Here is a 14,783-nt window from a genome sequence, read left to right as displayed (position 1 = left end):
TACAAGAACTCCTTTTGGAGCCTGTTATAGTTTTCTGGGCCGCACTTTCGTTTTTTATTTATTGAGCGGGCACTGGCAGTTATCTGCTGTTGTGCCTTCGCTTGAGGCCGAAGCCGGTGTGCATGCCGGGATCCGTCCGATAGAAGTATTGTCACAGCGTCTGTTTCTCAGTTCAGGCAGTGGATTTTCTTTGATTTCAAAGCGATAGTCACAGCCTTTTCTGCGTATGCGGGCGTCGATGGTGACATGGCTGGCGACTTCACATAACGGGTCGTTCATGACGTGCTGATAGAAGAAAAACGGATCATTTTCAGAGAGACGTCCGAGAGGAACAACGTCTTCCTCTTTTTGCGTATTGCCGGTTGTTGTAGCAATGATATGACGAATATAATCGATATTTGGACCGAGAACAAGGATATCCGGGAAGTCACCGCAGCCGCCGATGACCTGCTGCCAGCTCTTGTTTTCATATTTCTCAAGCAATTCTTTGGCTTTGTGCAGATGAGAGATTTCCTGCATGAGGCATTCTTCCCATATCTTTCGGATGTACAGATCGCACTCCGTCATCATACAGGAATAATACAGGTAACATTCGGTATATTCATGCATCAGCAGATCTTCCAGCCATGTGGCGGATGGGTCTTTTAAGCTTTCGTACTGGGAAACATGCTCTTCCTCAATCATGCCGATTTCCTGATACAGTCGTCTTCCAAGGTCGGAACGGGAATAAAACGGTGCAATATTCATATAATAATTCATCGTCTGCTGCTCAGCGGCAGTGATGATATTAATACCGAGTTTTGTTTTCAGGGAAGCTGTCTGGTTGTCAATGGAACGGAAAATGCTGTCTGTCGGATAGCGGTGGTGGGCGATGGTCGGTCGGGCCGGTGTCATCTCGGTATAGCGACCCACCAGTTTTTCAGGGCAGGTACCATATTCATAATCCAACAGGTTGGCATAGCGGTACAAATGGTCAAAATCTTCCAGCAGGGCAAAATCCAGGGCTGTTTTGACATTGCAGTCATTTTCACGTCTGGCCAGAAAAGCAGTCAGATCAACAGCCAGCTGTTCATAGGTAATGGTATGCTCAAGAACGGTTTCATTTTTAGGCTTCAGACAACTGATCCGTTTTTGCTGCATCTGCTCTATGCGGCGGATCATAGCCAGTTCGCGCCGAAGATCATTATCCTGACAGTGACGGCTGAATTGATGGCCGAACCACTGGGCTTCGAATTCGGTGCCGTTCATGAGGACAATGCGAACCTTGGTGTAAGGATGGACGGTGCCGAGATGATAGGGTTTCGGATAAAGTTTATCCCAGTCCATAAAAAGCCGGTCTAATGGCATCGGTTTTTCTTCAAAAGGATTAAAACGCATAATAAAAAACTCCGAAAGTCTTTGATTTAACATATGACTTTCGGAGTAAAGGGTGCTATCTGACAGGCATGCTCCTGCATAATATCTGAATGATACCTGAAACGAATGCTGTGTCAGTATGCAAAATTATCCCTGAAAGGGAAGCTGAATTTCTGTTCCAGAAGATGGTCATTGGAGATGCCGACACCGATTTTGCTAAGCCAGATGGAACTGGTTTCCTGATTCTGGTTCAGTTGGCGGATAGCCGGTTCCAGGTCTGTGCAAAAGTATAAAGGCTACAATAATTGTAGAGTCAAGCTTTTCCTTGACTTTAAGCACGTTTTGAATTATAATTTCATATAATTCAAGTAGGAAATGCCGAAGAATTTCAGGCGTTTTCTGTCTGACTCTGAAGGGGTATTCGGATAGAATTTTGTTGAATTTTATAAATTTAGAAAGATAGGAGTTGGCGGGGATGATAAGAGAAACAATTCAGGATGTAGTTGCCAATATTACAGAAACATGCATGAACGAGGATGTCTATGTGACGGATGAAGAGAGCATTCATCTGCCGAATCGGGGAACGATTATTGGCATTATTAAGGATTTGAGACGTGTTGTTTTTCCGGGATATTTCGGAGATGAGAATATATCCAGTACGATGCCGGGCTATTTTCTCGGCAATATGCTGACATATATTTATGAGGAAATGAGAACTCAGATTGAGATTGCATTTTTGTACGATGATAAGGGCACAAGCAGCAGAGAAGAGATTACGGAGAAGGCCAGAGATATCTGTGAGCGTTTTATCAGTCGTCTGCCATATATTCAGAAGATGCTTCTGATGGATGTACAGGCCGGCTTTGACGGGGATCCAGCAGCCAAGAGCAAGGAGGACATTATCTTCTCCTATCCGGGATTATTTGCCATTTATGTTTACAGAATTGCTCATGAACTGTATGTGCAGAATGTACCTTTTATACCGCGTATCATGACAGAATATGCCCATGGAAAGACCGGTATCGATATCAATTCAGGTGCCAACATCGGACGTTATTTCTTTATTGATCACGGTACAGGTATTGTTATCGGTGAGACAACAGAGATCGGTGATTATGTCAAGCTGTATCAGGGCGTGACACTTGGTGCATTATCTACCAGAAAGGGACAGCAGCTCTCAGGAAAGAAGCGTCACCCAACCATCGGGGATCATGTGACCATTTATGCTAATTCAACAATCCTTGGCGGTGAAACAGTGATTGGTTGTGATTCTATTATCGGCGGTAACTCTTTTATCACAGAGAGCGTACCGGCCCATACAAGAGTCAGCATTAAGAGTCCGGAACTGACATTGAGCTGATAGATGGAAAGCCATCTGCTGTATAGAATGAAGCAAAAAGATGAAAGGAAGAAAGAATAAATGAAAGTTTCAACTAGGGGAAGGTATGCACTGCGTATGATGCTGGATATAGCTACCAACGATCATGGGGAGCCGGTAAGAATTAAAGATATTGCAGCAAGACAGGATATTTCTGTGAAGTATCTGGAGCAGATTGTATCCGTATTGACAAAGGCTGGTTATGTGAAGAGCATCAGGGGACCCCAGGGCGGTTATCGCCTGGCAAGACTTCCGAAGGATTATACGATTGGCATGATCCTCAGACTGACTGAGGGAGATCTTTCTCCTGTGGCATGCACGGATAATAATTATGACTGTCCGAAAATGCAGGATTGTGTTACAATTCGTATATGGAAGGAATTAGATGATGCAATCAATGGAGTCATTGATAAGTATACACTGGAAGATCTTCTGGACTGGCAGGATGAGAAAGGCAATGATTACGTCATCTAAATCTATACGTATTTCTTTATAAACTGATAAATGGAGAAGGGGGTCTGTTTATGAGCGAGCAGTTGACAGATTTAAGGTCAACACGTAATCCGAAGGCACGTATTAAAATTATGGAGGGACATTTTGCAACGGTCAATTCCCACATTAATACGTACATTGATATGTCTACAGTCAAATGCAGACATAATAACGGAAGAGAAACAGCACGGGTGCTGGCGGAGCATTTTCGGAATAATACAATGGTGGATACCATTGTGTGCCTGGATGGAACAGAAGTTATCGGAGCCTTTATGGCAGAGTTTTTGTCAGACAGGGGAATTATGTCCATTAACAGCGGCAACAATATTTCCATTATCACGCCGGATGTCAATGCCTATGGGCAGCTGGTATTTATGGACAGCACGATCCGAATGATCAAGAATATGCAGGTGCTTGTTCTGGCGGCTTCGGTGACAACAGGGCGGACCATTGCCCAGGCAGCGGAAGCGGTTTCTTATTATGGCGGGACTGTCGGAGGGGTAGCTGCGATTTTCAGCAATGTGGAGCAGACACCGGAAGAAATGGAGATTTTTTCTATTTTTCACAAAGAGGATCTGCCGGATTATCAGGCCTATCAGCCGTCAGAGTGCCCGATGTGCCGCAGAAAGCAGCCGCTTGATGCCATCGTCAACAGTTTCGGCTACTCAAAACTGTAAGAAAAGGACTGGTCAAATATACAGTTTTATGGTAGATTATAAGGTGAACGGAGGACATCGGTACTATGATGAACGATTTAAAGAGAATTTTATTAAAATTAAGCGGTGAAGCACTGGCCGGAGACAAGGACTTTGGCTTTGATGAAGCTACCTGCCTGAAGGTTGCCAAACAGGTGAAGCAGATTACAGATAAGGGAACACAGGTTGCGATTGTCATCGGCGGCGGCAATTTCTGGCGCGGACGCAACAGCAGCAAGATCATTGAGCGTACGAAGTCGGATCAGATCGGTATGCTGGGTACAGTGATGAACTGTATTTATGTTTCGGAGATCTTCCGTACACTGGGCATGCAGACAGAAGTTTATACACCATTTATGTGCGGTGCTTTTACAAAGCTTTTTTCAAAGGATGCAGCAGTTGCAGACCTTAATGCAGGCAAGGTTGTTTTCTTCGCCGGCGGTACAGGTCACCCTTATTTTTCAACAGATACAGGTACAACACTGCGTGCCATTGAGATTGAAGCAGATGCGATCCTTCTTGCCAAGGCAGTGGACGGTGTTTATGACAGTGATCCGAAGACCAATCCGAATGCGAAGAAGTTTGACAGTGTCAGCATTCAGCAGGTTGTAGATGACAGATTACAGGTCGTGGATCTGACAGCGACAATCATGTGCATGGAGAATAAGATGCCGATGGTGGTATTTGGCCTGAATGAAGAGAACAGCATTGTGAAGACATTATACGGGGAGTTTACAGGTACTTACGTGACTGTATAGGCCTTGCTCGTATGTCAGCCTGAGTGCTGCGTGCGGATTTAATAACGAATAATATCAGGAGGATATATATTTATGAGTAATGAGAAGTTACAGCCATATGAGACAAAGATGCAGAAATCACTGGATGCACTGGAACGCGAATATACAACGATTCGTGCAGGTCGTGCCAATCCACATATTCTTGATAAACTGAAGGTGGATTACTATGGTACACCGACACCGCTTCAGCAGGTGGGCAATGTAACAGTGCCTGAAGCACGTGTATTGATGATCCAGCCTTGGGAGAGCAAACTGATCAAGGATATTGAGAAAGCGATTCTTGCTTCTGATATTGGCATTACACCAACCAACGATGGCAAGTCTATTCGTCTTGTATTCCCTGAACTGACAGAGGAACGTCGTAAAGAGCTGGCAAAGGATGTGAAGAAGAAAGGTGACGCAGCGAAGACTGCAGTCCGCAACATCCGCCGTGATGGCAATGATGCTTTCAAGAAGAGCAACAAAGCCAAAGAGATTTCTGAAGATGAATATGCAGAGCTGCAGGAGAAGCTTCAGAAAATCACAGACAAATATGTTGCTATGGTTGATAAGGCTGTAGAGACAAAGACGAAAGAGATTATGACAGTCTAACAGGCCGGATGACCGCCCGTTATCAGAGTCTGCTGACGGGGCATAAGCTGTCATTATAGTGTAAGTAGATGGGGCTGCTGCAGAATCTGTGTGTTTGACGGAGGATGCAACAGCCTCGTATATATCTGTAAAGATATATGTATTTGATGAACAGAAGGTGAAGATGAGATGGAGAAGATGATAGATGGAGAAATGCTCAATGTGCCGGAACATGTGGCAATTATTCTGGACGGCAACGGACGTTGGGCGAAGAAACGTTTTATGCCGAGAAATTACGGTCATATGCAGGGGGCCAAGACCGTTGAAGATATGTGTGAAGTGAGCAGAGATCTTGGCATCAAGTATTTTACGGTGTATGCTTTTTCAACGGAGAACTGGAAGCGTCCGCAGTCTGAGGTGGATGCGCTGATGAAGCTTTTGAGAAAGTATATGGTAGACTGTCTGGAGCGTACAGCAAAGAACAATATGCGTGTGCGTGTCATCGGTGACAAGACGGGATTAAGTGAAGATATTCAGAAGTCTATTGCAGATGTGGAAGAGGCTTCTGCAGGCAATACAGGATTGAACTTTACAATTGCCATTAATTACGGCAGCCGTGATGAGATGATCCGCGCAATGAAGAAGATGATGGCGGATGGTCATACAGATCCGGATGAATTGACAGAAGAATTATTTGAGCACTATCTGGATACTGCCGGTATGCCGGATCCGGATCTGGTGATCCGTACAAGCGGTGAACAGCGCGTCTCTAATTTCCTGCTCTGGCAGCTGGCATATTCAGAATTTTATTTTACGCCTGTTCTCTGGCCGGATTATAAAAAAGAGACAATGATTGAAGCTATTCGGGCATATTCTAAACGTGACAGAAGATTTGGTGGTGTTTAAATTGTTTATTACAAGACTGATCAGCGGCGTGATCGTATTGGCTATTGCGGTGGCGGCAATGCTTCTTGGCGGCAATATTTTATTTGCATTTGTGGCATTGATTTCCATGATAGGCCTGTTTGAATTATACAGAGCTTCAGGAATTGAGAAGAAGGGCCCGGCGATCGCGGGTTATATCGGTGCCATTTTGTATGAGATCCTTTTGTGGGCGGCTGTTCCGGAAGGTGAACTGATGGCCGTGGCAGTGGGAACACTGCTTATCATGGCGGTTTATGTTTTCGGTTTTCCAAAATACAAGGTCAATGAGATTTTCTGTGCAGTGGCAGGACTTGCTTACGTGGTTGTGCTGATGTCATTTATTTACAAGGTGCGTATGCTGAATGACGGATTATATATTATTCCGTTGATTTTCATCTGTGCATGGGGCAATGATACATGCGCCTACTGTGTGGGCATGCTTATTGGCAAACACAAGATGTTCCCGAGACTCAGTCCGAAGAAAAGCGTTGAAGGCTTTGTGGGCGGTATTGCAGGTGCTGTGATTCTGGGACTGATTTATGGACGTATTTTTGGAGCACACCTGATTTCGCTGAGTGTGCCGATGCGTGACTGTGCGATTATCGCAGGCGTAGGTGCGCTGATCGCTGTTGTAGGTGATCTTGCAGCATCAGCTATTAAACGTGATACAGGCATCAAGGATTACGGCCGGCTGATACCGGGACACGGCGGTATTCTGGATCGTTTTGACAGTATCTTATTTACAGCACCGGTTGTGTACATACTGGCAGTATGTCTGGGTGCATAAAGATTAGAACAAGGATTAGAACATGGAATGATGTCTGCTGGGCAGACCTGCATTCTATATCAGGGCGCGGGGGATGCGTTCTGAGCAAGAAAGGAAGATATTTTTTTGAAGAATATTGCTATATTGGGGTCTACAGGCTCCATAGGTACACAGACACTGGATGTTGTCTCTCAACATTCGAAGGATCTGAAGGTTGCCGCTCTGGCAGCAGGATCCAATATTGTTCTTCTCGAACAGCAGATCAGACAGTATCATCCTGTGATGGCTGCTGTCTGGGATGAGAAGAAAGCAGAAGAATTAAAGATTGCAGTGTCAGATTTGGATGTGAAGATTGTTTCCGGCATGGAAGGCATGATCGAAGTTGTGACGCTTCCGGAAGCAGATATTGTGGTGACCGCCGTTGTGGGTATGATCGGTATCCGTCCGACCATGGAAGCTATCAAAGCCGGCAAAGATATCGCACTGGCCAACAAAGAGACGTTAGTTACGGCAGGCCATCTGATTATGCAGATGGCAAAGGATTATCATGTGCAGATTCTGCCGGTAGACAGTGAACATTCAGCGATTTTCCAGTCCTTAAAGGGAGAACATGCATCAGGCATCAGAAGAATCCTTCTGACAGCTTCCGGCGGCCCTTTCAGAGGGAAAACCCTGGATGAACTTGCCAATGTCCAGGTGGAGGATGCCCTGAAGCATCCAAACTGGTCTATGGGACACAAGATTACCATTGATTCAGCGACCATGGTGAACAAAGGGCTGGAAGTGATCGAGGCTAAGTGGCTTTTCGGTGTAGACCTTGATCAGATCCAGGTAGTTGTTCACCCGCAGAGTGTGATCCATTCTGCGGTGGAATTCCAGGATCATGCAGTGATCGCCCAGCTCGGCACACCGGATATGCGTCTGCCCATCCAGTATGCACTGTTTTATCCTGAGAGAAAGCCGCTTCAGTCGGAAGCCCTGGATCTGTTCAAACTGCATACAATGACCTTTGAAGAACCGGATCCTGGAACATTCAGAGGACTGGCACTGGCTTATGAAGCAGCACGCAGAGGCGGCAGCATGCCGACAGCATTGAATGCGGCTAATGAGAAGGCTGTGGCCATGTTCCTTGACAGAAAGATTCGCTTTCTTGATATTCCCGAGATTATTTCAGAGTGTATGGCAGCCCATCAGTGGATTGCTCATCCGTCTCTTGAAGATATACTTGAGACTGAACAGTGGACCTATCGTTATATAGAAAGCAGGTGGTAGATTGAAGCTGATCGTGGCACTTCTTGTATTTGGCATCATCGTCATATTCCACGAGTTCGGACATTTTATAGTTGCAAAGAAGAACGGTATTGTTGTTGAAGAGTTTGCCGTGGGCATGGGACCGAAGCTTTTTGGTGTCCGCCGCGGTGAGACAGAATATACATTGAGGCTGCTGCCCCTTGGCGGTGCCTGCATGATGCTTGGTGAGGATACAGCAGAGGAAGTGATTCCCGGGTCATTCAATTCGAAGTCTGTGTGGGCCAGAATGGCTGTTGTAGCAGCGGGACCGGTTTTTAACTTTATCATGGCTTTTGTCTGTGCTGTAATCATTATCGGTATGAATGGTTATATATCAGGTGAGATCCTTCAGGTGGAGGATGGCTCACCAGCCATGGAAGCCGGCCTTGAAGCGGGAGATATCATTACGAAGGCGGACAGAACATCTGTGCATACATTTTCTGATTTCAGAATGCATATTGCACTGAATCAGGGACGGAAATGTACGATCACCTACATCAGAGACGGCGAGAAGTATCAGACCACGGTGACGCCGGAGATGACCGATGATGGTGTATACCGCATCGGTATTGTGGGCGGTGTTCAGGAGAAGCCGAAGTTCGGCGGACTTCTTATCAGCAGTTTCTATGAAGTAAAGTCCAATATTGATCTGGTGATCAAGAGCCTTGAGATGATGATCCAGGGACAGGTATCAAGAAGCGATGTGGCGGGGCCTGTAGGTATGTTTCAGGTGATTGGTGACAGCTATGAATCTGCGGCAAAGTACGGCCTTCGAAGTGTGATACTGACCATTGCAGATATGATTCTTTTGCTGTCAGCCAATCTTGGCGTGATGAATCTGCTGCCGATTCCTGCACTGGATGGCGGACGTCTTGTCTTTCTTATTGTGGAAGCCCTCAGAGGCAAGCCGGTACCGAGAGACAAAGAGGGGGTTGTGCATATGATCGGCTTTGTGATTCTTATGGGAATCATGGTGCTTGTCATGTTCAATGATTTTGCGAGAATTTTTGGTTTTTAGACATTAAAGGAGCAGTTATGTTTGATAGAACAAAAGCAAAGGTGATTCGCATAGGCGATCGCTGCATCGGAGGCGATTATCCGATTGCGATCCAGTCCATGTGTAATACAAAAACGGAAGATGTAAAGGCAACTGTTGCCCAGATTCTGGCCCTTGAAGCGGCCGGATGCGAGATCATCCGTGTGGCAGTGCCGACCATGGAGGCAGCAGAGGCCATTACGGAGATCAAGAAGCAGATTCATATTCCGCTGGTGGCAGACATTCATTTTGACTATCGTCTGGCTATTGCGGCCATTGAACACGGGGTTGACAAAATCCGTATCAATCCGGGCAATATCGGCAGTGTGGATCGCGTGAAGGCGGTTGTAGACAAGGCAAAGGCTTACCATGTGCCGATCCGCGTGGGTGTCAACAGCGGTTCTCTTGAGAAGGATCTGATCGCCAAATACGGCGGTCATGTAACGGCGGAAGGCATTGTGGAAAGTGCTCTGGATAAGGTGCATCTGATTGAAGATCTGGGTTATGACCAGATGGTCATCAGTATTAAGTCTTCAGATGTTATGATGTGTGTGAAAGCCCATGAACTTATTGCCACAAAGACGGATTATCCGCTGCATGTGGGCATTACAGAGTCCGGAACCCTGATCTCCGGCAATATCAAATCGGCCGTCGGTCTCGGTATTATGCTGAATGAGGGAGTTGGTCACACTATCCGCGTTTCCCTAACCGGGGATCCTCTGGAAGAGATCAAGTCAGCCAAACTCATTTTAAAGACACTGGGACTTCGAAAAGGCGGTATTGAAGTTGTATCCTGTCCGACATGTGGCCGTACAAGAATTGATCTGATCGGCCTTGCCAACAAAGTGGAGAACCTTGTTCAGAATTACGATCTGGATATCAAAGTGGCTGTCATGGGATGCGTTGTTAACGGACCGGGAGAGGCCAGAGAGGCTGATATCGGCGTTGCAGGCGGCATCGGTGAAGGTCTGCTGATCAAGAAAGGTGAAATTGTGAAGAAGGTGCCGGAAGACCAGCTTCTGGCTGTTTTGAAAGATGAGCTTGATCACTGGAACAAATAGAAGGATTTGATTAAGTGAAGAAATTTCTGAATATATTACCTGATTTAAAGCTCAGTCATGAAATGACTGAGCTGTTTGAAACTGTGGAATGCGAAAAGGTGGCGGCCAGCAGAGATCATTCGCGCATCAAGATCTATATCCACAGTGATCGTTTGATTGCCCATAAGGCCATCCGGGAGACGGAGAGGGCTATTCGCAGCCAGATGTTTAAGGACCAGGTAGATGTATGTCTGGTTGAAAAATACCACCTGTCCCGGCAGTATACACCGGCGAGACTGCTGGAGGCGTATACGGGAAGTCTGATCGATGAACTGGAAGAAGAGGGAGAACTTTCTGCCAATCTTTTCAGAAAGGCAGAGAAAACATTTCTTGAACCTTTTGTTCTGGAGCTGAAGGTGGAAGAAAACTGCATTGCGCAGGTGAAGATGGAGAAGTTGAAGAAGAAGCTGGAACATATTTTTTCAGAGCGCTTTGATATGCCTCTTGGGATTGTCCTCGGATGGCTGCCGAAGAAAAAGAGTAAGTATGCGGTTTATGCGGATTCTGCCATGAAGGAAGAAATCGCACAAATTGTACAGACCTATGAGCAGGCAAAAGAAGACCAGAAAGAGGTCGAAAAGCATGAAGTCCAGCAGAAGGAAAAGCCTGCTTTCAAGAAGAATTATGTGAAACAGCGGCTTCCGGAAGATAAAGATATTTTTTACGGACGCAATTTTGAAGGCGAAGAAACAGAGATTCATGAGATTATCGATGAGATGGGCGAAGTAGTTGTCCGGGGAAAGATCATTCGGCTGGAGACCCGGGAGATCCGCAACGAGAAGACCATCGTGATGTTTGCCGTAACGGATTTTACCGATACCATTAAAGCAAAGGTGTTCACCAAGAATGAACGTCTGCCGGAGCTTCTGGACAAGTTAAAGGAAGGGGCTTTCATCAAAATGAAGGCCGTTGCCATGATGGACCAGTTTGAGCATGATATTGCCCTTGGCTCTGTATCTGGTATTAAGACCATTCCGGATTTCACGGAGAAACGCATGGATCACAGCCCGGTTAAGCGTGTGGAGCTGCATTGCCATACCACCATGAGCGATATGGATGGTGTAACGGATGTGAAGAAGCTTCTGAAGACGGCTATGGGATGGGGGCACCAGGCCATGGCCATTACAGATCATGGCGTTGTTCAGGCTTTCCCGGATGCCAATCACTGTGTGGAAGGCAAGGACTTCAAGGTCATTTACGGCATGGAAGGGTATTTAGTGGATGATATCAAAAATATTGTCACGGACTCCAGAGGGCAGAGCCTGGATTCTACGTTTGTCGTTTTTGATATTGAGACAACGGGATTCAGTGCGGTGAATGACCGTATCATCGAAATCGGTGCCGTCAAGGTGGAGAATGGTGTCATCACGGAGAAGTTCAGTGAATTTGTCAATCCGGAAAGGCCAATTCCTTTTGAAATCGAGAAACTGACGAGCATCAATGACAGAATGGTGGAAGATGCCCCGAATATTTCGGTGATCCTGCCGAGATTTATGGATTTCTGCAAAGGCTCCGTTCTGGTGGCTCACAATGCGGATTTTGATACGGGATTTATCCGTCACAATTGTGAGGTTCTGGGACTGCCCTATGATTACACCTATGTGGATACACTGGGGATTGCCAGAAGCTTTCTGGAAGGTCTGAAGAATTACAAGCTGGATACCGTAGTTGAAGCCATGGGATGTACTCTGGCCAACCATCATCGTGCGGTGGATGATGCCGGGGCGACAGCGGATGTTTTTGTGCGTTTTCTGGAACGTTTCAAGAAAAAGAATATCAGGGATCTGGATGAGCTGAATACATACAGTGCCATGTCTGTGGATGCCATTAAGAAATTAAAAACTTACCATATTATTCTTTTGGCTAAGAATGAGATTGGCCGTATTAATCTGTATCGTCTTGTGTCATTGTCCCATCTGGATTATTACGCGAGACGTCCGAGAATACCAAAGAGTGTGCTTGCAAAATACAGGGAGGGACTAATCCTCGGATCTGCCTGTGAGGCGGGAGAGCTTTTCAGAGCCGTTGTGGATGAACGATCGGAAGAAGAAATTGCAAGAATTGTAGATTTTTATGATTATCTGGAGATTCAGCCCACCGGCAACAATGAATTTATGATCCGTGATCCGAAGATGACAAAGGTCAGCACTGTCGCTGATCTGCAGGATCTGAACAGGAAGATTGTGGAGCTGGGAGAGAAATTCAACAAGCCGGTCTGCGCCACCTGTGATGTGCATTTTTTGAATCCGGAAGATGAAGTATACCGAAGGATCATCATGTCCAATAAGGGATTTGGAGATGCGGATCTGCAGCCGCCGTTGTACCTTCGGACCACAGAGGAGATGTTGGAGGAGTTTCAGTACCTGGGAGCTGAGAAAGCAGAAGAAGTGGTTGTGACCAATACCAACAGGATTGCGGATATGATTGACAGAATTTCTCCGGTCCGGCCGGATAAATGTCCGCCGGTCATTGAGAATTCGGCAGGCATCCTTAGAGATATCTGTTACAATCGTGCCCATGAGCTTTACGGGGAGGATTTGCCGGATATCGTGACGGAGCGACTGGAAAGAGAACTGAATTCTATCATTGGTAATGGTTTTGCGGTTATGTATATCATTGCGCAGAAACTGGTGTGGAAATCCGTTGCAGACGGCTATCTGGTAGGTTCCAGAGGTTCTGTCGGTTCATCTTTTGTTGCCTATATGGCCGGTATTACAGAGGTTAATTCCCTGCAGGCCCATTATCTGTGCCCGAAATGTCACTATGTGGATTTTGATTCAGACTATGTCAAAAGCTTTTCCGGCCGTTCCGGCTGTGATATGGAAGATAGGGTCTGCCCGGTATGCGGAGAACCGCTGATGAAGGAGGGACATGATATTCCTTTCGAAACCTTCCTTGGATTCAAGGGCAACAAAGAGCCGGATATTGACTTGAACTTCTCCGGTGATTACCAGAGTAAGGCGCATGCTTATACGGAGGTTATCTTTGGTAAAGGCAAGACATTCCGTGCGGGAACCGTTGGTACACTGGCGGACAAGACGGCTTACGGTTATGCCATGCATTATTACGAAGAGCATGAACAGCATAAACGTTCCTGCGAGCTGGACCGGATTTCCAGCGGATGCGTCGGTGTCAGACGTACAACCGGTCAGCATCCCGGCGGTATCATTGTTGTACCTCATGGTGAGGAAATTTACTCTTTCACACCGGTTCAGCATCCTGCCAATGACCAGACAACCAAGATTATTACCACCCATTTCGATTATCATTCCATTGACCATAACCTTTTGAAGCTGGATATTCTCGGACATGATGATCCGACCATGATTCGTATGCTGGAAGATATTACCGGCGTGGACGCCACGAAGATACGACTGGATGATCCGGAAGTATTATCGCTGTTTCATGGTCTTGAGGCGCTCCATATTAAACCGGAGGACATCGGCGGTACCGACCTGGGTTCTCTCGGTATTCCTGAGTTCGGTACGGAATTCGTTATGCAGATGCTCCGTGATACAAAACCGAAAGCATTTTCGGATCTGGTACGTATCTCCGGTCTGTCCCATGGTACGGATGTATGGCTGGGCAATGCACAGACACTGATTCAGGAAGGTAAAGCCCAGATTTCCACGGCTATCTGTACACGAGATGATATTATGATCTACCTCATCGACAAAGGGGTTGAGTCTGAACAGTCCTTCAAGATTATGGAAAGTGTCCGTAAAGGGAAGGGCCTGACACCGGATTATGAGAAAGTCATGAAAGAACATGATGTGCCGGACTGGTATCTCTGGTCCTGCAAAAAGATCAAATACATGTTCCCGAAAGCCCATGCGGTGGCTTATGTTATGATGGGTATCCGTATTGCCTGGTTTAAGATCCATGAGCCGCTGGCTTATTATGCAGCCTTTTTCACCATTCGAGCAACGGCCTTTGATTATGGTCTGATGTGTCAGGGGAAAGCGGCTATTGATAATCATATCAAAGCTTATAAAGCAAACCCGAATCTTTCCAAGAAGGAGCAGGATACGCTGCGTGATATGAAGATCGTACAGGAGTTTTATGCCAGGGGATTTGAATTCCTGAAGATTGATCTCTATCAGTCGGATGCCATCAAATTCCAGGTTGTGGAGGACAAATTACTGCCGCCGTTTTCTGTCATTGAAGGCATGGGCGGTATTGCTGCGGAAGCGTTGGCTGTGGCGGCACATGCCGAGACTGAGCGCGGTGAGAAGTTCCTGTCGAAGGATGATATCCGTCAGAAGGCAAAAGTCAGTCAGACGGTACTTGATACAATGGCTGAGCTGGGGCTCCTCGGAGGACTTCCGGAGAGCAATCAGCTGTCAATTTTTGATTTTGGTTTTTAGGAGGCAGGATTG

Annotated in this window: 13 protein-coding genes; 12 read left to right on the top strand and 1 reads right to left on the bottom strand. The window is 46.4% G+C overall.

All coding sequences use genetic code 11. From position 1 onward, the window contains the following. Positions 1 to 54: 54 nt before the first annotated feature. Entirely contained in the window at positions 55 to 1,377 is a 1,323-nt protein-coding gene (locus HED67_RS12560) for a hypothetical protein (protein ID WP_221718512.1), read from the bottom strand. Between the two features lie 110 nt (positions 1,378 to 1,487). On the opposite strand from HED67_RS12560, the gene HED67_RS12555 reads away from it, so the two are divergent. The 12 genes from HED67_RS12555 (at position 1,488) to HED67_RS12500 (ending at position 14,771) form a co-directional block, all read left to right on the top strand. Further along, entirely contained in the window at positions 1,488 to 1,649 is a 162-nt protein-coding gene (locus tag HED67_RS12555; protein ID WP_221718511.1) for a hypothetical protein, read from the top strand. Positions 1,650 to 1,831: 182 nt separating this feature from the next. Further along, complete coding sequence (locus HED67_RS12550; RefSeq protein ID WP_221718510.1) at positions 1,832 to 2,716, top strand: serine O-acetyltransferase; 885 nt, start codon at positions 1,832 to 1,834, stop codon at positions 2,714 to 2,716. 60 nt (positions 2,717 to 2,776) lie between these two features. Beyond that, positions 2,777 to 3,208 (top strand): RrF2 family transcriptional regulator, encoded by a 432-nt coding sequence (locus HED67_RS12545; RefSeq protein ID WP_178438114.1) that lies wholly within the window; start codon positions 2,777 to 2,779, stop codon positions 3,206 to 3,208. A gap of 50 nt (positions 3,209 to 3,258) precedes the next feature. After that, positions 3,259 to 3,903: a type I phosphoribosyltransferase gene (locus HED67_RS12540; protein WP_178438116.1), complete on the top strand. Its 645-nt coding sequence runs from the start codon at positions 3,259 to 3,261 to the stop codon at positions 3,901 to 3,903. A 68-nt stretch (positions 3,904 to 3,971) separates the two neighbouring features. Next, positions 3,972 to 4,679 (top strand): UMP kinase, encoded by a 708-nt coding sequence (pyrH, locus tag HED67_RS12535; RefSeq protein WP_178438134.1) that lies wholly within the window; start codon positions 3,972 to 3,974, stop codon positions 4,677 to 4,679. 72 nt (positions 4,680 to 4,751) lie between these two features. Then, the gene (frr, locus tag HED67_RS12530) at positions 4,752 to 5,309 is read left to right on the top strand and encodes a ribosome recycling factor (RefSeq protein WP_178438118.1); all 558 of its coding nucleotides are present in this window, start codon (positions 4,752 to 4,754) and stop codon (positions 5,307 to 5,309) included. A 168-nt stretch (positions 5,310 to 5,477) separates the two neighbouring features. Next, positions 5,478 to 6,194 (top strand): isoprenyl transferase, encoded by a 717-nt coding sequence (locus HED67_RS12525; RefSeq protein ID WP_221718509.1) that lies wholly within the window; start codon positions 5,478 to 5,480, stop codon positions 6,192 to 6,194. Position 6,195: 1 nt separating this feature from the next. Continuing rightward, positions 6,196 to 6,999 carry a phosphatidate cytidylyltransferase gene (locus HED67_RS12520; protein WP_221718508.1) on the top strand — a complete coding sequence of 268 codons (804 nt, stop codon included), beginning with the start codon at positions 6,196 to 6,198 and terminating at the stop codon, positions 6,997 to 6,999. Between the two features lie 105 nt (positions 7,000 to 7,104). Then, on the top strand, positions 7,105 to 8,250 hold the full coding sequence (dxr, locus tag HED67_RS12515; RefSeq protein WP_221718507.1) for a 1-deoxy-D-xylulose-5-phosphate reductoisomerase: 1,146 nt from the start codon (positions 7,105 to 7,107) through the stop codon (positions 8,248 to 8,250). A gap of 1 nt (position 8,251) precedes the next feature. Continuing rightward, positions 8,252 to 9,286 carry an RIP metalloprotease RseP gene (gene rseP / locus HED67_RS12510; RefSeq protein WP_221718506.1) on the top strand — a complete coding sequence of 345 codons (1,035 nt, stop codon included), beginning with the start codon at positions 8,252 to 8,254 and terminating at the stop codon, positions 9,284 to 9,286. Positions 9,287 to 9,303: 17 nt separating this feature from the next. Further along, positions 9,304 to 10,365: a flavodoxin-dependent (E)-4-hydroxy-3-methylbut-2-enyl-diphosphate synthase gene (gene ispG, locus HED67_RS12505; RefSeq protein ID WP_221718505.1), complete on the top strand. Its 1,062-nt coding sequence runs from the start codon at positions 9,304 to 9,306 to the stop codon at positions 10,363 to 10,365. Positions 10,366 to 10,379: 14 nt separating this feature from the next. Continuing rightward, on the top strand, positions 10,380 to 14,771 hold the full coding sequence (locus HED67_RS12500) for a PolC-type DNA polymerase III (protein ID WP_260702739.1): 4,392 nt from the start codon (positions 10,380 to 10,382) through the stop codon (positions 14,769 to 14,771). Positions 14,772 to 14,783: the final 12 nt, after the last annotated feature.

It is taken from the genome of Pseudocoprococcus catus, from assembly GCF_019734885.1.
Classification (GTDB): Bacteria; Bacillota; Clostridia; order Lachnospirales; family Lachnospiraceae; genus Coprococcus_A; species Coprococcus_A catus.
This window is presented reverse-complemented; position numbering and strand designations above follow the sequence as displayed.